23 protein-coding genes, 10 tRNA genes and 1 pseudogene are annotated in these 24,257 nt (G+C 39.6%); 22 read left to right on the top strand and 12 right to left on the bottom strand.

Annotation, left to right across the window (positions count from 1 at the left end):
* The first annotated feature begins 69 nt into the window (after nucleotides 1–69).
* The 13 genes from CXF76_RS15620 (at nucleotide 70) to CXF76_RS15560 (ending at nucleotide 3,994) form a co-directional block, all read left to right on the top strand.
* Nucleotides 70–681: a 50S ribosomal protein L25/general stress protein Ctc gene (locus CXF76_RS15620; RefSeq protein WP_008171830.1), complete on the top strand. Its 612-nt coding sequence runs from the start codon at nucleotides 70–72 to the stop codon at nucleotides 679–681.
* A gap of 19 nt (nucleotides 682–700) precedes the next feature.
* Nucleotides 701–1,285: an aminoacyl-tRNA hydrolase gene (gene pth / locus CXF76_RS15615; RefSeq protein WP_007583954.1), complete on the top strand. Its 585-nt coding sequence runs from the start codon at nucleotides 701–703 to the stop codon at nucleotides 1,283–1,285.
* 53 nt (nucleotides 1,286–1,338) lie between these two features.
* Entirely contained in the window at nucleotides 1,339–2,430 is a 1,092-nt protein-coding gene (gene ychF / locus CXF76_RS15610; protein ID WP_007583951.1) for a redox-regulated ATPase YchF, read from the top strand.
* 332 nt (nucleotides 2,431–2,762) lie between these two features.
* A tRNA-Met gene (locus CXF76_RS15605) sits at nucleotides 2,763–2,839 on the top strand.
* A 47-nt stretch (nucleotides 2,840–2,886) separates the two neighbouring features.
* Nucleotides 2,887–2,971: transfer RNA gene (locus tag CXF76_RS15600), tRNA-Leu, on the top strand.
* A 39-nt stretch (nucleotides 2,972–3,010) separates the two neighbouring features.
* Nucleotides 3,011–3,085: transfer RNA gene (locus CXF76_RS15595), tRNA-Gln, on the top strand.
* Nucleotides 3,086–3,090: 5 nt separating this feature from the next.
* A tRNA-Met gene (locus CXF76_RS15590) sits at nucleotides 3,091–3,167 on the top strand.
* Nucleotides 3,168–3,256: 89 nt separating this feature from the next.
* A tRNA-Leu gene (locus CXF76_RS15585) sits at nucleotides 3,257–3,341 on the top strand.
* A gap of 38 nt (nucleotides 3,342–3,379) precedes the next feature.
* A tRNA-Gln gene (locus tag CXF76_RS15580) sits at nucleotides 3,380–3,454 on the top strand.
* A 71-nt stretch (nucleotides 3,455–3,525) separates the two neighbouring features.
* Nucleotides 3,526–3,610: transfer RNA gene (locus CXF76_RS15575), tRNA-Leu, on the top strand.
* 38 nt (nucleotides 3,611–3,648) lie between these two features.
* Nucleotides 3,649–3,723, top strand: a tRNA-Gln gene (locus CXF76_RS15570).
* Between the two features lie 71 nt (nucleotides 3,724–3,794).
* Nucleotides 3,795–3,879: transfer RNA gene (locus CXF76_RS15565), tRNA-Leu, on the top strand.
* A gap of 40 nt (nucleotides 3,880–3,919) precedes the next feature.
* Nucleotides 3,920–3,994 (top strand) — tRNA-Gln (locus tag CXF76_RS15560).
* A gap of 41 nt (nucleotides 3,995–4,035) precedes the next feature.
* Here the strand turns inward: CXF76_RS15560 and CXF76_RS15555 are convergent.
* Both CXF76_RS15555 and CXF76_RS15550 read right to left on the bottom strand, forming a co-directional pair.
* Nucleotides 4,036–5,619, bottom strand: a complete 1,584-nt coding sequence (locus CXF76_RS15555; protein ID WP_101164102.1) for a putative bifunctional diguanylate cyclase/phosphodiesterase — start codon at nucleotides 5,617–5,619, stop codon at nucleotides 4,036–4,038.
* Between the two features lie 154 nt (nucleotides 5,620–5,773).
* Nucleotides 5,774–7,030, bottom strand: a complete 1,257-nt coding sequence (locus tag CXF76_RS15550) for an FAD-dependent monooxygenase (RefSeq protein ID WP_024591112.1) — start codon at nucleotides 7,028–7,030, stop codon at nucleotides 5,774–5,776.
* Nucleotides 7,031–7,199: 169 nt separating this feature from the next.
* On the opposite strand from CXF76_RS15550, the gene miaB reads away from it, so the two are divergent.
* Genes miaB through lnt form a run of 5 tightly spaced genes read left to right on the top strand, consistent with a single transcriptional unit; the run spans nucleotide 7,200 to nucleotide 12,658 of the window.
* Nucleotides 7,200–8,648 carry a tRNA (N6-isopentenyl adenosine(37)-C2)-methylthiotransferase MiaB gene (gene miaB / locus CXF76_RS15545; RefSeq protein WP_010554713.1) on the top strand — a complete coding sequence of 483 codons (1,449 nt, stop codon included), beginning with the start codon at nucleotides 7,200–7,202 and terminating at the stop codon, nucleotides 8,646–8,648.
* A 50-nt stretch (nucleotides 8,649–8,698) separates the two neighbouring features.
* Entirely contained in the window at nucleotides 8,699–9,757 is a 1,059-nt protein-coding gene (locus CXF76_RS15540) for a PhoH family protein (protein ID WP_007585598.1), read from the top strand.
* A 4-nt stretch (nucleotides 9,758–9,761) separates the two neighbouring features.
* Nucleotides 9,762–10,220, top strand: coding sequence for an rRNA maturation RNase YbeY (ybeY, locus tag CXF76_RS15535; RefSeq protein ID WP_002958542.1), 459 nt, complete (start codon nucleotides 9,762–9,764; stop codon nucleotides 10,218–10,220).
* 22 nt (nucleotides 10,221–10,242) lie between these two features.
* Nucleotides 10,243–11,127, top strand: a complete 885-nt coding sequence (gene corC, locus CXF76_RS15530; protein ID WP_007585597.1) for a CNNM family magnesium/cobalt transport protein CorC — start codon at nucleotides 10,243–10,245, stop codon at nucleotides 11,125–11,127.
* Nucleotides 11,108–12,658 (top strand): apolipoprotein N-acyltransferase, encoded by a 1,551-nt coding sequence (gene lnt, locus CXF76_RS15525; protein WP_101164101.1) that lies wholly within the window; start codon nucleotides 11,108–11,110, stop codon nucleotides 12,656–12,658. Before corC ends, lnt begins: the two co-directional genes overlap by 20 nt.
* Nucleotides 12,659–12,745: 87 nt before the next feature.
* Here lnt and CXF76_RS20815 read toward each other — a convergent pair.
* The 4 genes and pseudogenes from CXF76_RS20815 to CXF76_RS15505 all read right to left on the bottom strand — a co-directional run bounded on the left by CXF76_RS20815 (nucleotide 12,746) and on the right by CXF76_RS15505 (nucleotide 15,568).
* Nucleotides 12,746–13,033 (bottom strand): annotated as a pseudogene (locus CXF76_RS20815) (2OG-Fe(II) oxygenase).
* Between the two features lie 107 nt (nucleotides 13,034–13,140).
* A complete protein-coding gene (locus CXF76_RS15515; RefSeq protein ID WP_101164100.1) occupies nucleotides 13,141–13,590 on the bottom strand; it encodes an ATPase in 450 nt (149 codons plus the stop codon).
* Between the two features lie 89 nt (nucleotides 13,591–13,679).
* Nucleotides 13,680–14,528 (bottom strand): alpha/beta hydrolase, encoded by an 849-nt coding sequence (locus tag CXF76_RS15510; RefSeq protein WP_101164099.1) that lies wholly within the window; start codon nucleotides 14,526–14,528, stop codon nucleotides 13,680–13,682.
* A gap of 29 nt (nucleotides 14,529–14,557) precedes the next feature.
* Nucleotides 14,558–15,568, bottom strand: coding sequence for an RDD family protein (locus CXF76_RS15505; RefSeq protein ID WP_101164098.1), 1,011 nt, complete (start codon nucleotides 15,566–15,568; stop codon nucleotides 14,558–14,560).
* 224 nt (nucleotides 15,569–15,792) lie between these two features.
* Between CXF76_RS15505 and CXF76_RS15500 the strand changes: the two genes are divergently transcribed.
* Together CXF76_RS15500 and CXF76_RS15495 are read left to right on the top strand one after the other, a co-directional pair.
* Complete coding sequence (locus CXF76_RS15500; protein WP_101164097.1) at nucleotides 15,793–16,368, top strand: hypothetical protein; 576 nt, start codon at nucleotides 15,793–15,795, stop codon at nucleotides 16,366–16,368.
* Between the two features lie 17 nt (nucleotides 16,369–16,385).
* Nucleotides 16,386–16,934: a hypothetical protein gene (locus tag CXF76_RS15495; RefSeq protein WP_024591118.1), complete on the top strand. Its 549-nt coding sequence runs from the start codon at nucleotides 16,386–16,388 to the stop codon at nucleotides 16,932–16,934.
* 65 nt (nucleotides 16,935–16,999) lie between these two features.
* On the opposite strand, the gene CXF76_RS15490 is transcribed toward CXF76_RS15495, so the two are convergent.
* Entirely contained in the window at nucleotides 17,000–18,088 is a 1,089-nt protein-coding gene (locus CXF76_RS15490; RefSeq protein ID WP_101164096.1) for an alkene reductase, read from the bottom strand.
* 180 nt (nucleotides 18,089–18,268) lie between these two features.
* On the opposite strand from CXF76_RS15490, the gene CXF76_RS15485 reads away from it, so the two are divergent.
* Both CXF76_RS15485 and CXF76_RS15480 read left to right on the top strand, forming a co-directional pair.
* Complete coding sequence (locus CXF76_RS15485; RefSeq protein WP_101164095.1) at nucleotides 18,269–19,036, top strand: hypothetical protein; 768 nt, start codon at nucleotides 18,269–18,271, stop codon at nucleotides 19,034–19,036.
* Nucleotides 19,037–19,118: 82 nt separating this feature from the next.
* Complete coding sequence (locus CXF76_RS15480) at nucleotides 19,119–19,643, top strand: CIA30 family protein (protein WP_101164094.1); 525 nt, start codon at nucleotides 19,119–19,121, stop codon at nucleotides 19,641–19,643.
* A 21-nt stretch (nucleotides 19,644–19,664) separates the two neighbouring features.
* Here CXF76_RS15480 and CXF76_RS15475 read toward each other — a convergent pair whose 3' ends face one another.
* The 5 genes from CXF76_RS15475 to CXF76_RS15455 all read right to left on the bottom strand — a co-directional run bounded on the left by CXF76_RS15475 (nucleotide 19,665) and on the right by CXF76_RS15455 (nucleotide 24,078).
* On the bottom strand, nucleotides 19,665–20,201 hold the full coding sequence (locus CXF76_RS15475) for a hypothetical protein (RefSeq protein WP_101164093.1): 537 nt from the start codon (nucleotides 20,199–20,201) through the stop codon (nucleotides 19,665–19,667).
* Between the two features lie 146 nt (nucleotides 20,202–20,347).
* Nucleotides 20,348–20,602: a hypothetical protein gene (locus CXF76_RS15470; protein WP_101164092.1), complete on the bottom strand. Its 255-nt coding sequence runs from the start codon at nucleotides 20,600–20,602 to the stop codon at nucleotides 20,348–20,350.
* Nucleotides 20,603–20,627: 25 nt separating this feature from the next.
* Entirely contained in the window at nucleotides 20,628–21,104 is a 477-nt protein-coding gene (locus tag CXF76_RS15465) for an FKBP-type peptidyl-prolyl cis-trans isomerase (protein ID WP_007585579.1), read from the bottom strand.
* 2 nt (nucleotides 21,105–21,106) lie between these two features.
* Nucleotides 21,107–23,542, bottom strand: coding sequence for a Lon protease family protein (locus CXF76_RS15460; protein WP_197237000.1), 2,436 nt, complete (start codon nucleotides 23,540–23,542; stop codon nucleotides 21,107–21,109).
* A gap of 77 nt (nucleotides 23,543–23,619) precedes the next feature.
* Nucleotides 23,620–24,078, bottom strand: a complete 459-nt coding sequence (locus tag CXF76_RS15455) for a zinc ribbon-containing protein (RefSeq protein WP_007585575.1) — start codon at nucleotides 24,076–24,078, stop codon at nucleotides 23,620–23,622.
* Between the last annotated feature and the right edge of the window lie 179 nt (nucleotides 24,079–24,257).

The raw sequence follows: 24,257 nt of genomic DNA, 5'->3' as shown, positions 1-24,257 counted from the left end.
TGATAGCGCGCCTTTTGGCTAGGGACCTTGGTCGCAAAGGCCCTACACATTTTAATAACTGGAGACATCATGTCTAACAAAACTTATACATATAACGCTGAACTTCGCGTAGAAACTGGTACTGGTGCGAGCCGCCGCCTACGTCGCGAAGACAAAGTTCCTGCAATCCTTTACGGAGCTGACAAAGAAGCTTTATCTCTTACTTTTGCTCATAAAGATATGATCAAAGCACAAGAAGACGAAGGTTTTTACACGCATATCCTTACGCTTAACGTAGATGGCGAAGCTGTTGAAGTAATCTTAAAAGATATCCAACGTCACCCATTCAAGCCTAAGCTTACTCACCTTGATTTCCAACGTGTAGATGCTACTCATAAATTTCAAACTAAAGTTCCTCTTCACTTCATCGGTGAAGATATTGTAACTAAAGCTGGCGCAACTGTTGTTCACCAGTTAACTGAAGTTGAAATTACGTGTCTTCCAAAAGCACTTCCAGAATTCATTGAAGTAGATGTTTCTAAGTTTGTTGTTGGCGATTCTGTTCATATTTCTGACCTTACTTTCCCTAAAGGCGTTAGCTCTGTAGATTTAGGTAAAGGCGAAGGCCATGATCAGTCTATCCTGACTATCAAAGCAAACAAAGCAGCTCCAGTTGAAGACGACGCTGCAGCAGCAGAATAATTTTTAAGGTCTCGCAACCTTGAATTCTATTCAAATGCTTGTGGGCCTGGCTAATCCAGGCCCCGAATACGCAAACACACGCCACAATGCAGGTGCTTGGTTCATCGAGCAAATCGCTGCACGCTACAACTGCACCCTAAAATACGATCCTAAATATCACGGCCTTACAGGCAAAGTGATCATTCAAGGCCAAGAATTCAAATTATTGATCCCCACTACTTACATGAATTTAAGTGGTAAAGCGGTCGGTAGTTTAGCTAATTTTTTCAAAATCCCTGTCGAGGACATTTTAGTTGCCCATGACGAATTGGATTTAGACCCAGGCGTTGCCAAGTTAAAAAAAGGCGGCGGGCATGGCGGTCATAATGGTTTAAAAGACATTATTGCAAAAATGGCAAATCAAAAAGACTTTATGCGCTTGCGCATTGGTGTAGGTCATCCGGGGCATCGTGAAATGGTTACTGGTTGGGTGCTTGGAAAAGCAGCCAAAGCAGACCAAGAAAAAATGGATGCTGCCGTTGATGAAGCAGTTCGTTGCATGGAAATACTTGCAAAAGATGGTGTGTTAAAAGCACAAAACAGACTACATTCGTTTAAACCCTAGTAACTTGGGTCCAAGTACACCGTTTAAACGAATTCTAAACAAGGTATCTTACTATGGGTTTTAAATGTGGCATCGTTGGCTTGCCTAACGTTGGTAAATCAACGCTTTTCAATGCACTAACTAAAGCGGGTATTGAAGCCGCTAACTTTCCTTTTTGTACCATTGAGCCTAATACAGGTGTGGTACCTGTGCCAGATCCTCGTCTAGACGAACTTGCTAAAATAGTTAATCCTCAACGAGTTCTTACCACCAGTATGGAATTTGTAGACATTGCTGGCTTAGTAAAAGGCGCATCTAAAGGTGAAGGCCTTGGTAACCAATTTTTAGCTAACATTCGTGAAACCGATGCAATTGGCCACGTAGTTCGCTGTTTTGAAGATGAAAACATCATCCACGTAGCAGGCACTATTGACCCTGCTGACGATATTGACGTAATCAACACTGAGTTAGTACTTGCTGATATGGATAGCGCTGAAAAAGCCCTTTTCCGTAATTCAAAAAAAGCAAAAGGTGGTGATAAAGACGCTAAAGAGCAAAATGCTGTACTTGAAAAAGTAAAAGTGCATCTTGACGAAGGCTTAACTTTACGTGGTCTAGCACTAACTAAAGAAGAAAAAGCAGCAATCAGCTCTATTAACTTCTTAACAATTAAACCAACAATGTATATTGCAAACGTTGCAGAAGATGGTTTTGAAAATAACCCATACCTTGACCGCGTACGCGCTATTGCCGCAGCTGAAGATGCGATTGTTGTTCCTGTATGTGCCGCTATCGAGTCTGAGCTTTCAGAACTAGATGACGAAGACAAGCTAGAGTTTATGGCTGATCTTGGTCTAGAAGAGCCAGGTCTTAACCTTGTTATTCGTGGTGGTTATGAATTACTACAATTACAAACTTATTTCACAGCTGGCGTAAAAGAAGTACGCGCATGGACAATCCCTGTAGGTGCAACAGCACCACAAGCAGCGGGTAAAATCCATACCGACTTCGAGCGTGGCTTTATCCGTGCGCAAACTATTGCTTTTGACGACTTTGTTGCCTTTAAGGGTGAGAGTGGCGCAAAAGAAGCAGGTAAGATGCGTCAAGAAGGTAAAGAGTACATTGTTAAAGATGGCGATGTAATGAATTTCTTGTTCAACGTATAAGTACAAATTAAACCAATTTCACTTGGTAATAATTTTTAAAGGCTCGTTTTTACGAGCCTTTTTTGTATTTAAGCATTATAAAAATAATAATTAGCCTCAACTAGTCTATCTTTGTAATATCGCTTTATTAAAGAAGTACAGGGTTAATTAAGATTCCGCGCCTTAAAGGCAGCTAAAAAAACAGCATTTTTATTAAATTTTAGCCTGTTAGCTTAATTTTCCTGCAAACAAACACAGTTAAGTGTTTTTTTGCAAAAAAGGTGTTGACGAATTTGGGTCATATCAGCATAATACGCCCCGCACTCAGCGATGAAGTGCTAACAAAAAAAGATGGCTAAGTAGCTCAGCTGGTTAGAGCACATCACTCATAATGATGGGGTCACAGGTTCAAATCCCGTCTTAGCCACCATTATTTTTTTGTTACTCAATGAAGAGTTTAAAATAACTACCTTGTGTGCGGGAGTGGCGGAATTGGTAGACGCGCTGGATTTAGGTTCCAGTATCTTAGGATGTGAGAGTTCAAGTCTCTCCTTCCGCACCATAATTCTTGATAAGAATTAAAACTATCAATTGTTATTGTTGGGATATCGCCAAGCGGTAAGGCACCAGGTTTTGATCCTGGCATTCCCAGGTTCAAATCCTGGTATCCCAGCCAACAATGGCTAAGTAGCTCAGCTGGTTAGAGCACATCACTCATAATGATGGGGTCACAGGTTCAAATCCCGTCTTAGCCACCATTTCTTTTTTTAGAAGTGGCTCTGCAAGAGTTAAATTGCACTCAATGAAGAGTCTAAAATAACTACCTGTGTTTTATAACACAAACGATGCGGGAGTGGCGGAATTGGTAGACGCGCTGGATTTAGGTTCCAGTAACTTCGGTTGTGAGAGTTCAAGTCTCTCTTTCCGCACCATTTCTTGATAAGAAATAAAATTATCATTAATTCTTTGTTGGGATATCGCCAAGCGGTAAGGCACCAGGTTTTGATCCTGGCATTCCCAGGTTCAAATCCTGGTATCCCAGCCAACTTCTTCTACCAAGGAAAGTTGGATAAAAGAATTGCTCTAGCTTAGAGTTTAAATTGGCAAATTGTTGATGCGGGAGTGGCGGAATTGGTAGACGCGCTGGATTTAGGTTCCAGTAACTTCGGTTGTGAGAGTTCAAGTCTCTCTTTCCGCACCATGTTCTTATAAGAACTAAAATTATAAAGAATTCTTTGTTGGGATATCGCCAAGCGGTAAGGCACCAGGTTTTGATCCTGGCATTCCCAGGTTCAAATCCTGGTATCCCAGCCAACTTCTTCTACCAAGGAAAGTTGAATAAAAGAATTACTCTAGCTTAGAGGTTAAATGAGCACATTAGTGATGCGGGAGTGGCGGAATTGGTAGACGCGCTGGATTTAGGTTCCAGTATCTTAGGATGTGAGAGTTCAAGTCTCTCCTTCCGCACCATGTTCTTATTAAGAACTAAAATTAATATCAAATTTATAGTTGGGATATCGCCAAGCGGTAAGGCACCAGGTTTTGATCCTGGCATTCCCAGGTTCAAATCCTGGTATCCCAGCCAATTTGACTTCCTTCTCTAAAACTTCTCAATATTCATTAAATTCAGCTTACTTTTTCTGTACTTAAATATACATTTATAAATTCGTCTATATCTATTGGTTTGCTATATAAATACCCTTGTAAATAATCACAGTTCATACTCAATAGCGCTTGCTCTACTTCTTTGGTTTCTATTCCTTCAGCTACTACATCGCAATTTAATCGGCTCGCCAAAAACAACGTAGATTCTACAATAGCGTAATCAGGCGGATTAATGAGCATATCTTTGATAAACGATTGATCTATTTTTATCTGGTTTATGGGCAACTCCCTTAATAACGACAGTGACGAAAACCCCGTACCAAAATCATCAACACTAAATTTAAATCCACGCATACTTAACTGCTGCATCATTTTTCTTGCTGCGGGTATGTTTGTCATCATTGCCCCTTCTGTAATTTCAAATATTAGTGAATCACTTAAAGTCGGGTCAGTAGTAAGTAAGCTAATTATAAATTCGTAAAACTCGCTGCTTTCAATATCTTTCGTTGATAAGTTGACATGAATAGTGCCGGTGAACCCAAACAGTTTAAGTTTTCTAATATGGTTAACTGCTTCTTGTACAACCCATTTCGATAAAACAAAAATAAGCCCTGTACGCTCAGCTACACTTATAAACTTTTCAGGACTAATAAAGCTACCATCAGCTTGCGGCCATCGGATCAGCGCTTCTAGGCCATGCAATTGAATATCTTTGGAGTTCATTATTGGTTGTAAATAAAGCTCAAACTCATCTTTATGTAATGCCACTTTAATTTTGACTGATAAATCAAAAAAGTCCTCAGCTCGTTTACCTATTTCAGATGAGTAATTTACTAAAGGTTGAAATGTCTTTTTTGCTTCATGCAGTGCCAAGTTGGCTTTTTTTAGTAACTGGTCGGGTAATCGGCTATCATCTGGGAAACGGCTTACGCCTATACTTAATTGTATTTTAACCATTTGCTCATTCGTACAAAACGGACTTTTGACGGCTGAGTTTATAATGTTTACACAATAATTCATGCTTTCATCTGTATCGGTATGCAATAAAAATGCAAACTCATCGCCACCTATTCGATATAACTTAGCAATGCCGCATAATTCTTTATTTAGTTTATTGGCAAATGCAGTCAATAATTGGTCCCCACAATGATGCCCAAACGCATCATTAATTTGTTTAAAGTTATTTAAGTCGATATAAAATAGTGAAAATGGGGAAGGATATTCAACTTGTTTACTTAAAGATTTAAAAAATTTATCGCGGTTAGGTAAGGTTGTTAAGTTATCGTGCTCAGTTTGATATTTTTGATACTGCGTTGCTTGCTCTATTTTAAGAATACTTTTTAAGCTCAGTTTAATAACTAAAAAAACAAACCCACCACCGCCAAGTAACAACATAGCCACCATATTCATAACGACGGGTGCAATATCGTGGTTTGAAAAATAATAAAGTATCCACCAATACCCTAAAATAAAAAAAATAATAGCGCATAGCAGTACACTCCATGCTCTTTGCGATGTTTTTTTGCAAACTTTAACGGTTGTTTTTAAGCTAGCAACAAGCAGTAGCGCACCTAAAATAATTATTACTGTAAAAAAATTATCCACACACAGGCTCTTTAAAGTTATTAAATTGCGATTTAGTGATGTAACACCAGTTAAATTAAAACTGTGTTCAATATAGCCGAGTCACTATTTGCTGACTTAAAAACAGACATAAAAAAAGGCTCATAAATGAGCCTTTCTAATATCTACTTTAAATTTAGCCTAAATCACCACTAATTGCGTATTTTAAAACCCAGTTTTTTATTGGCCCCGTATTATTAGCCATTTTTAAAAACTGGCTACGTGCCCATTTAAGTGGCGTAATTTGATTAGAAAACCCAAAGTAACACGCGTCCATCATGCTCATCATTAATAAATTAGCTTTACGGCGAGCTCGCTCGTATTCTTTAAGTTTTAGTGGGCAACCTATATCTCCTGCTTCGTTTAAAACCTCAGCAAGTGCCACTACGTCCTGAAAGCCTAAATTAACGCCCTGCCCTGCAAGGGGATTAATTGTATGCGCTGCATCGCCTACTAAAACCAAGCGCCCTTGCGAATAATTATTAGCATGTTGGCGAGTAAGCGGAAATACTGCATGGGTTTGTACTTCAAAGTCTCCAGCAAGTTCTGGGAATTTATTCAGTATGTGCGTTTTTAACTGAGCTGGGCTTAGCCCTTTAAATGCTTGCAATGTATTTGCATCGTCGTACCAAATTAAATTAGCGTACGGTGCCTGCATTGGTAAAAATGCTAACGGCCCACTTGGTGTAAACTGTTGCCATGTTTTAATTTGTTGCGGTGCATCGAGTTTAATTAACACCCCCATGCAATGCTGTTGGTACTGCCAACCCGTAATACCAATATTCGCCTTATCGCGCAGCTGCGATTGCCCACCATCGGCGGCAATTACTAAATCAGCCGTATAGGTTTGATCACCATACACAAGCGTAATTAAATCATCCGTTTGCTCTATTTTAGTTACCGGCAATGATTGCTCAATAACCTCAATCTTATAATGCCCAAATTGCTGCCACAAACTTGCTTGAATTAAACTATTTTCAATCAAGTGGCCTAAATGTGTCGTGTTTATGTCGGCGCAATCAAATAATAAATTGTCACCACCGCGCTCAAAAGCCTCTAATTGTTGATAAGGTGCTATGCGGTTTTGCCTTAAAAGAGGCATTGCCCCTAATTCATCAAGTAAATTTTCTGAAAAACGATTAATAGCAGACACTCTAATATCCACCTTATCGCTACTAAGAATGTGCGATGGGTCTATTAGGTGTTTTTCAATTATGCGCACGCCAAAGCCTTGCTGAGCCAGCTTTATCGCCATAGCCGCGCCAACCATGCCCCCGCCAACCACTATCACATTATTTTTGGTCATGTTTTTCATCATTTTATTATTACTTGAGTCTGTTTTGATTGTATCAAAATTAATTTGTTTTATACCAGAGGATATCCCTAACAGCACATTAAACTCGCCCCGTATTGATTTGAGATCACAAACATGAAAACTATACTTGGATCTGGGCGGGTATCCAGCTAAAATACGCCTCCTTTAAGTGAGCATGCTTGCTCCTTAATCCTGTTTCTAGCACATTTTTGTGCCACTATCGAATTGAACACGAGGCAATATTTCAATGAGCAAAAAGCTGCATATTAAAACCTGGGGTTGTCAGATGAACGAATACGACTCTCAGAAAATGGCTGAACTTTTAGATGCCACCAACGGCTACCAGCTAACTGATGATGCAACAGATGCCGACGTAATCTTACTTAACACCTGTTCAATTCGTGAAAAAGCACAAGAAAAAGTATTTCACCAGTTAGGTCGTTGGAAGTTGTTAAAAGACGACAAGCCAGACTTAATAATTGGTGTAGGTGGTTGTGTTGCCTCACAAGAAGGTGACTCTATTCGTCAACGTGCACCATTTGTGGATGTTATTTTTGGCCCGCAAACATTGCACCGTTTACCAGAAATGATTAAACAAGTGCAAGGCAACAAAGGCTCATCAGTTGTTGATATTTCATTCCCAGAGATTGAAAAGTTTGACCGCCTGCCAGAGCCAAAAGCGGATGGCCCATCTGCGTTTGTATCAATTATGGAAGGCTGTTCTAAATACTGTACTTTTTGTGTTGTACCGTATACTCGCGGCGAAGAAGTTAGCCGCCCAGTAGATGACGTATTACTAGAAATTGCACAGCTTGCTGAGCAAAACGTACGTGAAGTAAACCTACTAGGCCAAAACGTAAACGCATACCGCGGCGACACGCACGATGGCGAAATATGTTACTTCTCAGATTTAATTCGTCTTATTGCTGCTATTGATGGTATTGACCGTATTCGTTACACCACATCGCACCCGGTAGAATTTACGCCTGATATAATCGACGTTTACGCTGATGTACCAGAGCTTGTAGATCACTTACACCTACCAGTACAAAGTGGTTCAGACCGTATATTAAACCTAATGAAACGTGGCCATACGGCAATTGAATACAAATCGACAATTCGTAAGTTACGCAAAATTCGCCCTAACTTAAGCATGTCGTCAGATTTCATTATTGGTTTCCCAGGCGAAAGTAAAGAAGACTTTGAAGCAACCATGAAGCTTATTAGCGACATTGGTTTTGATATGAGCTTTAGCTTTATTTACAGTGCACGCCCAGGTACGCCAGCGGCAGATTTGCCAGATGACGTAACAGAGCAAGAGAAAAAAGAACGCTTATACTTACTACAAAACCGTATTACACAAATGGCGCAGCAAATTAGCCGTCAAATGTTCGATACAGAGCAACGTATACTTGTTGAAGGTCCTTCTAAAAAGAACCCAATGGAATTACGTGGCCGTACCGAAAATAACCGTGTAGTAAATTTTGTTGGCCCGCACACAGTGATCGGACAGTTTGTTGACGTACGTATTACCGAAGCACTACCTAACTCTTTACGTGGTGACTTAATTCGTACAGAATCAGAAATGAACTTACGACGTGAAATCGCGCCTTCAGCTATTTTAACTAAAGCTGCAGCTGCAGAGCCAAAACCAGACACTGTTAACGAAATTGGCGTAGCTACTTTCGTTCCTTAGTCACACTATTAGCGCCAGTTAACGCTGGCGCAGTACTATAGGAAGCAATTTTGAGTAATCAGTTAAAAACATTAGAGATTTATTTAGAACCTGCCGATAACAAACGCCTTTCTTCTTTATGTGGCCCGTTTGACGAAAACATCAAACAAATTGAACGCCACCTGGCTGTTGAAATAATTCACCGCGACAACTTTTTTAAAGTAACCGGTAAACTACACAACTGCGCCGGCGCTGTAGAAATCTTAAAAAACCTTTATGTTGATACTCAGCCAGTTCGTGGTGTTTTAGGCGAAATAGAACCCGAAGCCGTTCATTTAGCTATTACCGAATCAAAAGCCCTAGAGCAAGACGCATCAAGCAGCGCTTACGGCAAAGAAATGGTGATTAAAACGCGCCGTGGTGTTATTAAACCACGTAACGATAACCAAGGTGTTTATGTGGCTAATATTTTAAACCACGACATTACCTTTGGTATTGGCCCTGCTGGTACTGGTAAAACCTACCTTGCAGTTGCTGCCGCCGTTGACGCCCTTGAGCGCCAAGAAATACGCCGCATATTATTAACGCGCCCTGCTGTAGAAGCGGGCGAAAAGCTTGGCTTTTTACCCGGTGATTTAAGTCAAAAAATAGACCCGTACCTGCGCCCTCTTTACGACGCTCTTTTTGAAATGCTAGGTTTTGAAAAAGTAGAAAAACTCATCGAAAAAAATATCATTGAAGTCGCCCCGCTTGCTTACATGCGCGGACGTACTTTAAACGATGCCTTTATTATTTTAGATGAAAGCCAAAATACCACCGCCGAGCAAATGAAAATGTTTTTAACCCGTATAGGGTTTAACTCAAAAGCGGTTATTACAGGCGATATAACACAGGTCGATTTACCTCGTGGCACACGTTCAGGCCTTCGCCATGCAATGGAAGTACTTGATGGCGTAAACGAAATTAGCTTTAACTACTTTAAAGCCCAAGACGTAGTACGCCACCCTGTTGTAGCACGCATAGTTGAAGCCTACGAGCGAAACGACGAAAGCGAGCGACTAAAGCGCATTGAAAAGCAAAATGCAAAAGACGCACTTGCTGCTCTTCAACAGCCTACTACTAAAGAGTAATACTTTGACAACCGAACTTGATTTACAAATAGCCTGTGAGTTTGACAACCTCCCAAGCGAAGAGCAATTTGCACTGTGGGCCGACAAAGCCCTTAGCCAATACCGTGACGAGTCAGAACTCAGTATCGTTATTAGCGACGAAGCGCAATCGCAACAACTTAATAACGACTATCGCGGTAAAAATAAACCGACCAACGTACTGTCGTTCGAATTTGAAGCACCACCAGGAATAGATATTCCCTTGGTTGGTGATTTAATTATTTGCCCAGCCATTGTATTAGCTGAAGCAATTGAGCAAGAGAAGTCATTTCATGACCACTTTGCCCACATGGTTATTCACGGATGCTTGCATTTGCTTGGATTTGACCATATAAAGAGTGACGATGCTTTAGAGATGGAAAGCATCGAAAAGCAATTACTTGCAGAGCTAAACATAGCAGACCCATACCGGGACGATATTTAAATTAACGGAGCAATTAGACGCAATGAGCGACGGTAACTCGCAATCTAGCCAGGGTTCTTCTGGCAAAACGTGGTTGGGCAGAATAGCCCAAATGTTGCAAGGGGAACCCCAGAATAGAGAAGAGCTGGTCGAAGTTATTGCCGATGCGCAAGAACGAGACGTAATCGATCCTGAAACAAAAGAGATGATAGAAGGTGTGCTTGGCGTGTCTGAGCTTAAAGTGCGAGACATAATGGTTCCGCGCTCACAAATGATCACTCTTGAGATCGACAGCCCGCTTGAAGAGCTAATTCCAATGATGGTTGACTCAACTCACTCACGTTTTCCAGTGGTGATTGAAGACAAAGACCATGTAGAAGGTTTTTTACTCGCTAAAGATTTATTGCCACTGATCTTAAATAAAGACGAGCATTTACCATCAATACGCGATTATTTACGCCCAGCAATGGTAGTACCTGAGAGCAAACGTGTTGATACATTGCTAAACGAATTCCGTCAGCAACGCTACCATATGGCTGTTGTTATTGACGAATACGGCGGCGTATCGGGCTTGGTAACGATTGAAGATATTCTTGAAATAATTGTTGGCGAAATCGAAGATGAGCACGACGAAGAAGAAGAACATCAAGATATTCGTCGACTTGCTAAACATGTTCACGTAGTGCAAGCACTCACACCTGTAGATGACTTTAACGAGCATTTTAAAACAGGCTACAGCACAGACGAAGCCGATACTATTGGCGGAACTGTACTGCACGCATTTGGCCATATGCCAAGCCGTGGTGAAACGATTGACATAGAAGGTTACCAATTTAAAGTAACCAACGCCGACAATCGTCGTATTTTGCAACTGCAAGTCACCGTTCCTAAGGCTGATGATAACGACAGTGAAGAAACTGCTAACTAGACTTACCCTATTAGCAAAAGATAAAAAAGCATGGCTCGCACTCGTTGCGGGCCTTGTTTTAACTTTTGGCTATGCCCCATTTGAAATTTGGCCCATCGTATTTATTAGCCTTGGTACCATAATTTTTTGCGTTAACCCCAATAATACCGGTAAAGCACACGCAAAAACCGCTGCTAAATATGGCTTTATATTTGGCCTAGGCTGGTTTGGTGCAGGTATAAGCTGGGTACATGTTTCTATTGCCACCTTTGGCGGTATGCCGCTTATAGCGTCGCTCTCGTTAATGGCATTTTTGTGCGCATACTTAGCGTTATTTCCCGCACTTGCCTTTTGGGCAACTACACGCTTTGCCACTGGCCCTAAAAGCTTTGGCGCATTACTAATAGCATGCTTTGCAATTAGTGAGTATTTACGTGGCACCGTACTTACCGGTTTCCCGTGGTTAAGTTTTGGCTACACACAAACCGATGGACCTTTAAGGCTGCTTGCCCCTTATATTGGCGAGTTTGGCTTAACACTTATCTGTGTCGCTATTGGCTTTGCACTGTATAGACTTACCCAAAAAGATTTTAAAACCCCGGCGGTTACTGCTACAGCTGTTGCGCTTATTTTTATAGGCGCAAGCACCACCGGCAGTATTCATTACACAGATAAAAACATGTCAGTGTTGCTCGTGCAAGGGAACATACAGCAACACCTGCGCTTTGAGCCAAGTGAGTTTTGGACCACAATGAGCAAATACCAAGACCTGACACGCCCACATTGGGATGCCGACTTAATAGTATGGCCAGAAGCCGCCGTGCCTGAAATAGAAATGCTTGCTGATTCCTACCTAGCCAATTTAGACAGTGCAGCCTCGTTTAATAAAACCGCCCTTGTAACCGGTATTGTTGACTATCAGCGAGACACCAAAAATATATTCAACACGCTTATTGTGGTCGGTAATAAAGAACGCGGCGACGAGCACGGGCATTATCATTACCTTGATAAAAACCGCTATCAAAAACACCAGCTATTACCTATTGGCGAGTTTGTACCGTTTCAAGACTTTTTGCGCCCTATTGCCCCATTATTCGATTTGCCTATGTCATCGTTTACCCGTGGCGACAAAGTGCAAAACAACTTGCGCGCCAACGGCTTTAATTTACTACCCGCTATTTGCTACGAAATTGCTTTTGCAGATTTAGTCCGCGGTAATTACAAAAGCGATTCTGACCTACTCTTTACTGTAAGTAACGATGCCTGGTTTGGCGACTCTATTGGACCTTTGCAACATATGCAAATAGCCCGTATGCGGTCGCTCGAACTACAACGCCCTCTAGTGCGAGTTACCAACAATGGTGTAAGCGCCGTATACGACCCCATAAGCCACACACAACAAACCATGCCTCAGTTTGAAGCTACCATATTGAAAGCCAACATTAAGCTTATAAAAGGCGACAGCGTGTACAGCCAATACGGCAACATATTTGTGTGGGGATTTGTGTTGTTGATGGGTCTTGGTGGTTTTGGGGTTAGGTTGAGAAAGTGAATTAAAATTAATAGCTGTCGGTGGACAGCTATTTAAAAAAGGTGTTTATTGTTGGGTTTCGCTTCGCTCTACCCAACCTACGCAAATTTACTTTTTAATCCAGCCTATGCTAAAAATATAACGAGCTTTGTTCTATTTTTAATGCTTGGTGTTGCTCAATATCAGGTTTAAAAAGTTAAACTCGACTGTAATTTATAATTGGGTTTTCACAGATAAACTCACCACCTTTAACGGCATACCTCAGTACAATATTGAGATTGAGCCTAAAATGCCGACCGACTTTAACTTTATCGGTATGCGACTTTATTTCACTTACTTGCGGGAGTTTAATTAAGTATCAAATTTAAATGGGGTTAGCATACAGCATAGTAACATTTTATCGTAACCCGACTATTGGCGTCCTAGCTCCCAACTAAATAACTTTTTAGTCATAACTACTCGTTATGCTTTTTGCTTTCTATGGGGGTAGTTTACAACAACTATCAAAACCACTTAAACTTTAGCTTTGCTGAGTGTACTCTGCTCACCTGTGGCCTCAGTAGATTACAATGAATATCAATATAGCTACTTTTATTTGGTTCTATAAAAATGTCATCGCTTTTACCTAAACAATTACCAACAAACTTTCCGTTTTTATCGAATGTAGATGCTATAACACCACCTGCATATATGCTTTCATTGGTGATATTTTTTAACTCAGCAGTTATTCTTACTCGCCCATTTTCTTTAAAAATATCAGAAAGGGTAAGTTTATAATCACTATTTAAGTCGTCAGTGCCCTCCAATGCTTTATTTGATACCTGCTCTTTAAAGCCACTATCAACTTCTGAGGCTATTGTTAGCGCGTACACACTGATACCACCGAGTGTTGCTATTACAAACCCTATCCCCCAAAAAAAGCCCTTTATAGCCTCATTAAAATTATTACTCATTTAATTCCCTTTTAATTTTTCACTACTAAATTTCGTTAACAATATACCCAAAATCACTACTTTCACTAACCTAGTATATAAATTAAAATTTATTTTTGTAATAAGCTTTTTAAACCATAATACCAACTAAGCGCTGCCACCGTGCCATGAGTTTCTTCTTCAAAGTAACGTTGATTTATATATAAACTATTACTCGGGTGCGCTTTTAGTTTTTTAGCAAGCTCTAAGCCCCATTTATAATTAGCCTCTCCAATTTCACCAAAAGCTGCATTATTAGCAAAAGTAAAATATACATTGCCTTTAAGCTGCTTGTTTATAAGTTGTTGTTCGTCAAAATAACGATTGAGATAATTATTATCCCAAAGGTAGGTTGCATCAATAATTAAGTAATCAGTAAATAAAGAGTGATTGGTAAGTAAAACATAGCTTGCGAACAAGCCACCGAAAGATTCCCCAATTAATACCCGCTTATTTGATGTACGGTAATTTTTATTAATGAATGGAATAAGTTCTTTTTCAAAAAAAGCGGTGTAGTTTGCGGCATTGCCAATGTTTTCAAATTTTTCGAGTCGCTTGCCGTTAAAAGTCCAATCGACATTGGTAGGGGTAAAGTCGCGCTCTCTTATCGCATTTTTACTATTAGGAACAGCGACAATAATTGCTTGTTGAATTTGTTTTTCTAGCCGCTCAGTACTGAGTGCTTCAACAAGCCCCGCTAAGGCTTTTAAATGGGTTGGGTCGCCATCAAGCAAGTAAATAACAGGATATACTCGTTCGAGGTTTTGCTTGTAGCTTGGCGGTAAATAAACACTATAACTGCGCTGCTCACCTAAAATAATAGACTTAAGCTGATGTTTTTTTGCTAACACAATATTTTCTGACGCATACGAAGCTGTAATAAAATACAGATAACTAAACGCCATTAATAAAGCTTTCATAACCATCCTTGTAATTAATAAGAGCAAACTTAACTTTTTACAGTCTCTTCTACCGTTTCAACATTTACAACTTGATTCAAGTCGCCTTTAATAACCACAGTCGCTGATATTTTATCTTGAATGGCTTGTCTGTTTGGGTCCCAATATATCTGTAAAAACCCTAATAACCCCGTAGCAAAGCCGGCACCGTAGCCGCCGTAGCGCCCAAAACAGTCTAATAAACCTAATGGCTCGCCGCTTAGGGCGACAACACGAATATTACATACCTTTTTACCCGGTGTTTGGCCGCGCCAAAGTAACGAGAACAACGTAAAGTAAACTGCAGCCCAGCCAAAACCTAAGCCCAAGTCTTGAATAATGCCTTTGCTCCACTGCAAAATACTATTTGTGGTTGTTTGTGCAGGTTTTTCTTCTATTAACTGCGCAGGCTTTATTTCGTTATTTTCACTGAGCACTAGTAGCTGTAAAAGTACGGTAGCAAGTTGTGGGTTTTGTAGGTCGTCCATTTCTGCTAATTTAGGTACTTGCCCGATTAAATTATCAAGCGCGTTTTGTTGGCAAGGTTCCTCACAGCTGTCATCGGCTGTTTGCGCTAAATAAGTATTTACCTGTTGTTTTTCTGTGGGAGTAAGCTGAATTTCATCTTGTATTTTTACGCCCTGAACAGCTAAAGCTTGATCAGCGTTATCGTCTTCTAGGTAATCAATGCCAATTGAAAGCACAGTAAGTGCGCTTACAAATAAAATACTTGCTGCCGTTATTTTTAAGATTCTTCGCCACACATTCGATATTTTTGGAAGGTATTGCTGTGCCGTACCTTTATAAAAAGCCATTGCAGCAACAAATGCTATTAAAGCCGCGCTAAGCTTGGCCGCTAAAAATATCAGTGCAACATCAATAATAATCGCTAGTGCACGCCGAATTGGCGTAGCTAAAGGCAAGCCCAGTAAAGCACTGTCAATTTTAAAGGCGTAGGGGGTAACAACTTCTCGGGTTTCAGAGTTTGATAATTCTAATTGTTCTATCTCTTTGGCTTTCATTTATTTTCTTGTTATTAAAATAGGTAACCCGGTTAACTTACGCGTTTTTTATTTTTTGCTCAAGATTAACTCTGCTTTATTTTTAAGAAAACCGCCCCCCACAAACACTAAAAGTTACAACCGTTTACAAATATAAAGTTAACATAATTTACAAAAGTAACTATTGAACATATATTGATGCTGAAACTGCTTTCACACTAAAAATTAAATATATGGAGTATATTTTGAAGTTATTAACTAATGTGTTTTTCTTGTTTTCGGTCCTTATTTTGAGTGGCTGTGCCCACCAGATAAGTTTAAATCCAGACACTGAAAAACTTCAGGTTACAGAAAATAAATCAGCATCAGTTGTGGGTTATTATATTTCTGAAGATGATATAAAAAAACAAGTAAAAACACCTGGCGGTGGTGGCGATAATGTTAGTTACAAACCTTATAAAGACACAGAAGCAGCGCTGTATACTGTGCTTTCTAATAAATTTGAAAACGTTTATAAGCTTGAATCATTAACTGATAGTACATTTTTAAAAGATAAAAAAATTGAGTATGTATTCATACCGACAATAACAACGCAATCTAGCTCAGATAGCTTATTCACATGGCCTCCTACAGAATTTACTTTCACGCTAAACTGTAAAACTTTAAATAACAATGGCGATATAGCATGGAATAGTGAAGTTAAAGGTTTTGGCAAAGCTGAATTTGATGAGTTTAAAAATGATTTTTCTTTATCTGCAAAACGTGCAACAGAAGAAGCATTTAACAAACTAGTTGTAGAACTTGATCAATCAAATTTATAAATAAGGACAGAAATAAAATGAAGTATAAAAGTTCACTAGGTTTAATCGCGGCTTTATTTTTAAGTGCATGTACCATTCAAGTTCCACCTTATAGTGCAGATATCAGCAACGTTTCTAAACTAAAAGAAGAGTCTAATACACCAGTCTCAGTCGGAAAAATTGAATCTGAAAAAAAATTAAATAAGATATCACTTCGAGGCTCTCCTCTTGTTTCATCTGTAGGCAACAGCTATGGTGAATATATTGAGAGCGCTTTAATACAAGAATTAAAACTGGCTAAACTTTGGTCTGGTGTTGCTAAAAAGCAAGTGACTGGCAAGGTTATTGACCAAGATATTGATGTAACAGGGTTCTCAGAGGGGAATTCATTTATAAAAGTAAATTTTGTTGTTTCAGAGGATGATGCAATTTTATTTGAAAAAGTAATTTCAGCTGAACATGATTTCGACTCTTCATTTATTGGCGCAATTGCAATCCCAAATGGTCAACGAAGCTATGTAGAGCTTGTTCAAAAATTACTTAAGAACTTGTATTCTGACGAAGAGTTTATTACTGCAATTAAGTAAGTACTCTCAGTGTAATTAAAACAAATAAGGAGCTGTATGCTACAGCTCCTTATTTATATATAAATTTAATTTGTAACTGGATAATCGGTATAGCCTTGCTCTGCACCACCAAACAAAGTGTCGGGGTTGTGGTTGTTAAGAGGCTTGCCTTGCTTTAAGCGTGCTGGTAAGTCTGGGTTTGATACAAATGGGCGACCAAAGCCAATTATGTCGGCCCAGCCTTCGCTAAGTGCATTGTCTGCGCGCTCTTTGGTGTACTTGCCTGCGTAAATTAATACACCGCTGTAGGCTTTACGAATAGCGTGTTTAAACTCAACACTCATTAAAGGTGCGTCATCCCAATCAGCTTCGGCTATATGCATGTAACCTACACCGGCTTTATTCAATGCCTCAGAAACCGCTAAATAAGTTTCCTCAGGGTTTTCGTCTACAGTGCCATTAAGAGTTGTTAACGGGGCTAGTCTTACGCCTACTTTGCTGCTACCAATTTCGTCGATAACAGCGTTTACTACTTCAATTAAAAAGCGTATACGGTTTTGCACGCTGCCACCATATTCATCGGTGCGAGCATTTGATTCTGAGTCTAAAAATTGGTTAATAAGGTAACCATTTGCAGCATGAAGCTCTATGCCATCAAATCCTGCATTAACTGCATTTTTAGCAGCTTGGCGAAATTCGCCTATGACATGCGTAATATCTTGTTTGCTCATTTCGCGTGGGAGTTGGGTGTCTACAAACCCCGGTGCACCGTTTGTATCTACAAATACTTTTACGTCTTTTGCAGCAATGGCCGAGGCTGAAATAGGCTGCACGCCACCGGTGTTGTCACTATGAGTTACACGGCCAACATGCCAAAGCTGAGCAAACATAACGCCACCAGCGCTATGTACTGCGTTGGTTACTTTACTCCAACCTACAACTTGCTCATTTGAATAAATACCCGGAGTCCAAGCGTAGCCTTTGCCAAGTTCACTAATTTGTGTGCCTTCGCTTACAATTAGCCCGGCACTTGCGCGCTGTGCGTAATATGTTGCCATTAAGTCGTTAGCTATATCGCCAGGCTGTGTTGAACGCGAGCGAGTCATTGGGGGCATAACAATACGGTTTTTTAATGTTTTACCTGCAAGTTCTATTGGTTCAAAAAGTAATGTCATAATGCCTCCTAAGTTTGATTGCGCTCATAATAACGTAACCAAGCACATGCAAAAACCACAAAAACTGCAAAATAGTTTTGTTGTATCTGCAATAAAGCTACAAAGTAAAACACATTAACTTTAGGTGAACTAAATGTATTTTATTGACTCTTAACAGCACTATTAAGTTGAGGGTTTGATGTGAATAAAGGGAATGCGTGGCCGTGGGTTATCTCGTTATGTATACATGGCGTGTTGCTATACTTATTACTTTCACATAAATTACTTTCGCAAAAAATAAAAGTTGAAGAACCTCAAACAAAAAAAGACACCGTAATAAACGCTTATGTAATGGTTAACTTATCAACGCAACCTAAGTTAAGCACCGTTAACACCACCACTAACGCACCGATTGCTGAGCCTGCAAAGTTAGAGGTAAAAAAAGTACCTGAATCTATAAGCACTAATAAAACACCTACAACTCAAACACAAGTTACTAAAGCACCCAAACAACGTGACGAAAAACCAAAAACAACAACAGTAACAAAGCTCACTATTACAAATAAACCTCAACCCCCTGCCCACACCATTAATACCAACACGCAAACGTTTAAAAAACTTAACCCGTATGCGCCTATTTATGGCGCACCTATAAATAACTTAACGCATAAAAAAATGGTCACGTTTGGCGAAGCAGATAACTCAGATAGTACTGATGATGCAATAGCTGCCACGCCCACAATTAAATCACCGGTTAAATCACAAAAATCGGAAGTTATTAGCCAAAATACAATAGGCACACGACGATTAGAAAAATTTAACGGTAAATGCTATTTAATTGATACTTCAACCGTATTTGGTAGTAATGGCATGCCTCAAGGTAGCGCGCAGACCTGCCCTGGCGAGCAAACTGATGATGAAATATTATTTAATAAAATAATGGATAAGTGGGCTCGTAAAAATAATTAGTTTTAAATTAGTGAACAAATACATTATTAAAGCGTATTAGTTATAAGTACTCCACTTACTTAATGCCAATTAGGAAACACGTATGACAACAAAGCAACTATCGTCACTTTTTGTATTTAATTTATTAGTTGTAAGTACACAAGCGAATGCAAATCAGCGCTGGTACGTTGTTAATGACTCAGTAATGGGCGGTGTATCTAATAGCCAATTCACTCAAACTCAAAAAAGTTTGCTTTTTACAGGCAATGTTTCGCTTGATAATAACGGCGGTTTTGCATCAATACGTACAGAGCTAAATACACAAAGCCAAAATACTAAAGCTATAGCACTGCGCGTTAAAGGGGATGGACAAACCTATCAGCTTAGGCTCAGAACTACCAATTACCTTGATGGCGCAGCGTACACCCACTCATTTAAAACAGTAAAAAATGAATGGGTAGATATAAACTTTGCTCCGAGTGATTTTACTTTAACGTATCGCGGCCGCGTGCTTGAGCAGCAGGTTATTATTGATTTTGACGATATAAAACAGCTAGGCTTTATGATTGCAGGCAAGCAAGAAGGTAGGTTTAAACTTGAAGTGGGTAAAATTGAGCTTAAAAGCTAGCCCACCAGCATGTTGGCGGCGCTAAATAGTATAGTCGTCGCCCCGCCTCTTCATTTCACTAATAACCAGCTCAACCATTTGTTGTTTTATTGCTGCTTGCTCTGACTTTAACTCCCCTAATTGCAGCTCTAACATATCTATCTGCTCTTGTTGCTGTGTGTTTTTATATTTTTTTGCACCTAGGTGGTCAGCATCTAAAACTGAATTTGCATCACTTTTATCTAACTCACTTGCAGAAGTATTTATAGTTAAACTACGTTGTACGGGGCTTTGTTTAAGTTTATTAATTTGCTCTTGCAGCGCAATAACTCGCCCAGCGAAGTGCTTGTATACTTTTTCTAGGTTTTTATATTGATTGCCAAACGTAGCGTTATCTTCACTATATTCTTGCGCTTTGGTATCTAGAAACTTTGATAACACATATTTTGGCTCTTCCTCATTTTCTTCCTCGCTCTTTTCTTCACTCGCTTTTTCAACAGGTAGTTTATCTGATTGCGCTAAAGTTTGAGCATTTGAGCTGTGTACTTGGTATGGGATGGGAGTCAGTGAAATCTTCATTATTTTATCCCTAAAATAGCTTTGTCTCTTTTATAGGTATCGACCTCGTATTAAAATTCTTGAGTAAATTTTATTGTTAGCTAAAAGCAAAAAGCCCCACTTTATTAAAGTAGGGCTTATACCAATCTATTAAACTAACTCGTTGCTTACTTAGTGCTTTGGTTATCTTGTGAGAGCGCAATAAGTGCAAGCGCCGCATTTAGGCGAGTATTTAAATTATTATAAATAGTCATTCCAAACACACCGATAATACAAACTATTAAACCCATTTGTAGGTTAACGCTCATTTCTAGTAAAAAAACAGCTGCAACTAGTAAGCATAGCGCTAATGCATAAATAATAGATTGAAAGGTAAAGTTAATATCCCCCCTAGCTATTTTAAGTAATTCGTCTTTATTCATAATTTACTTCCTTGTTATTTGATCACTAAGACTCAATTGCCAGTAACTCTACTTCAAATATAAGTACTGAGGCAGGAGGAATACTCCCTACACGTTTTTCGCCGTACGCTAATTGGTGCGGTACATATAGCGTGTATTTATCGCCGGGGCTCATAAGTTGTAAACCCTCAGTCCAACCTTTAATAACTTGGTGTAAACCAAAGCTAATCGGTGTTTTACGCTCTACTGAACTGTCAAACACAGTGCCGTCGATTAGTGTGCCGTGGTAATGCACGTTAACCATACTTTTTGGGGTTGGTGTGTTTTCGTTTTCGCTTTTATGGATTACTTTATACTGCAAGCCAGAAGTCGTTTCTACTACGCCTTCTACCTTTGCGTTAGCGGCTAAATAGTCTGCACCTATTTGTGCATTTATGCCTGCTTGTTGTTTTGCTTTTTTACTATTTTGAAATATTAAAAAACAAAAAATGGCGATAACTACCGCCAAAATTATATTAATCATCATTAACCTTTTTCGTTGTCTAGCTTTTCATTATTTGGCTCTTCGTCTTTTTCGTCATCATCGCCGTTTACTATGTCGGCAATCTCTTTGAGGCGAGCAAGTGCAATACCGTTTACTGAGTTTTCTGGATACTGGTCATCAATAATATCGCCAGCTTCTATATCCATTAACAAGTTAAGCGCTTGGTCTACGGTTTCAACTGCGTAAATATTGAATTTACCCGCTTCAACCGCATTAAGTATTTCGTCATCAAGCACTAAGTTAACTTGGTTTGATTTAGGAATGATAACGCCTTGCGAACCTGTTAAACCACGCATTTTACACAGTTTAAAAAAGCCTTCTATTTTTTCGTTTACACCACCAATGGCTTGTACATCACCATGTTGGTTTATAGAGCCTGTAAGCGCAATTGATTGGCTAATAGGTAGGCTTGTAATAGACGAAATAAGCGCACACAGCTCTGCTAAAGATGCGCTATCGCCATCTATGTAACCATAGCTTTGCTCAATGGCAATATTAGCGCTAAGCGTTAAGCTAAAGTGCTGCGCATATTTATTACCTAAATAACCGGTAAGCAACATAACACCTTTTGAGTGAATTGCTTTACCAAGCTCAGCTTCGCGTTCAACATCTATTACGCCATCGGCGCCAGCATAAACCGTTGCCGTAATACGCGCAGGGGTACCAAATGAGGTATCGCCAATGTGTAATACGGTTAAGCCATTTACTTTACCAATGGCTTGGCCGTCGGTTGCAATAAGTGTGTGACCTTCTTTTATATCACTGAGCATATTTTCGCTAATTTGGCCGGTACGGTATTGCTTGCCTTCAATGGCTTCGTCAATATGGTGCGCGTCAATAACGGCTAATTTGTCTTGTTTTGCGTAGTAACTGGCCTCTGCAATAAGTTCAAGTACATCAGCAAAACGCGCTGATAATTTATTTTGATGCTCAGCTTGGCGGTAACTAAATTTAAGTAAACGCACCATAGCAGCCTGCGTTGCAGTGCACTTTAATGTTTGCTCGCAATACTCGGTTACTTTAGTAATAAACTGGTATTGCAATTTATCGCTACTTGGCAAGTAGTAATCAAAGTCAGCTAATACTCTAAATAGCTCTGCAAATTCTTCATCGTACTCACCTATGGTGTAGTACAACTCGCGCGAACCTAATAAAATAATTTTAACATCAAGCGGTATAAGCTGCGGGCGAAGTGTAAAGCTCGTCCCTACTGTGCTGTCTTGATACGGTAAGTCGTTTTTAATTTGATGTGTTTTTAACGCGAGTTTTAAACCATCCCACACTTGTGGGTTTGCCATGATTTTTTCAGCGTCCATAATTAAATAGCCGCCATTAGCACGATGCAATGCACCAGCCTGAATTGAGCGATAACAGGTAATTAAAGAGCCTTGCGATGTTGAGTACTCAATTTTGCCAAATATATTGCCAAACGTTGGATTAGGCTCGTACACAACCGGTGCTGCGTCGTCCTCTTTAAACTCAACTAAAATGTTAGGTGCAAAAAAGTCGGTAAGCATGCCTTTGCGATCAAAGTCTTCTTTGCTTTCTTCACTTTCATCTTCGTCATCTAGCCATTCAAGTACCGCGTCTATAATTTCAACGCGTATATCTTTTAAATAGCGCAGTACACCAATATGCGTGGCATATTTATGTTCTAAGTCTTTTAAAAGTGGTTTAGTGGCTTGCTCTGCAGTCGACTTTTTAAGATTGCGTTGTTTTTCTTTTGATTCGCGTTTCCAACGTGGCAGCTCTATTAACGCTTCTATTAATGCATCTTCTAGCTTTTCAATTTTTTCAAAAAACTCTTCACGTAACGTTTCTTCAAGTTCGCCAAATTCGCTGTCGCTCAATTGTTTACCATCTACAAGTGGTGCAAACCCTACTGAATTTTTTTCTTCAACTAATGCAACGCTTTGCTCAAACGCCGCAATTTCTACTGCGGTAATAGCACTGTCGTAGGCATCGTTAAATTCACGATCGATTGATTTTTTCTTACGCTGATACGCTGGGTTATCAAATGCCGCAGGAAAGGTGTCGAGTACTTCATCTAAAAATGAATCTATATCGTCACTAAGTTGCTTGCTTTGACCTGGTTGCATAAACAGCGCAATAGGTTCTCTGTGGTCATCGTAATTGTTTACGTATAACCATTCGTTTGGCGTTGAGCGGTCTTTTGCGTGTTGTTTAAGTTTATCTTTAACAAGCGTAAAGCGCCCGTGAGCGGCCTCGCCCATTACATAAACGTTGTAACCCGGCAGTTCCATCCCTAATGAAAAATCTAAAGCACTTTGGGCGCGTTGTTGGCCTATAAACGTAAGTTGCTCTGGGTATGGATTGTTCATACACGTGTTTACGTGATTAGTAGAAATACTCGGTGCGAGTTTTGAAACAGATAGTGGCAGCAATTTTTTCGTCATTCTAACTTCTTTTTTTACCAGCATATTCGCTGGCCTTTGGGCGTATTAAGTGGCCCGCAGCCACTTAATACTTATATTTAAGGGTGCAGTGCCTTACGACTAAAATAGATTCCATCACATTCAATACACGGTGTAATTTGTGTAGCGTGATAAACATCGTAACTATGGGTGCAATTCTTACATACTAATGTGCCCATGGCTATCCATTCGCCTGCGTGATACACACCATTGTGCTTAAAATCTTGGCTAAGAGATTGCCACTCAAGTTGAGTTTTATCTTCTATGTGCGAAAGTTCAAACCAAAGAGACTCTTTAAGCTCTTGCCATGCAAGCGAATTATAGTGTGATTCGTTCTCTACTATATGTTCAATATCATTCTTTAAATAACTTTTGTAGAGCTCATATCTTTCTTGACTTAAATCTTTAAGCGCCTGCTCAGATTCAACAAACCCAGAAACCACATCTTTTAAACCATGTTCTTTCACATCTTTTATCCAATGGGTAAAACTGCTAAGCCATGTTTTGTAATCAGTCATTTTTTACTCCTTCAAAATTGCTGTTAAATCAGTCTGTAACTTATGTCTTTAGCTAACCACACTATAAAAAGGCAGGTTAACCTGCACTGAAAGTTACAATTTAATAAAAGCATGTTTTTGACGCTGTGAATAGTGTTTTATTTGGGGTATCCTAACGGCAATTTTTTATTAGTTTGCAA

The sequence above is a fragment of the Pseudoalteromonas sp. 78C3 genome (assembly GCF_002836695.1).
Lineage (GTDB): Bacteria > Pseudomonadota > Gammaproteobacteria > Enterobacterales > Alteromonadaceae > Pseudoalteromonas > Pseudoalteromonas arctica.
This window is presented reverse-complemented; position numbering and strand designations above follow the sequence as displayed.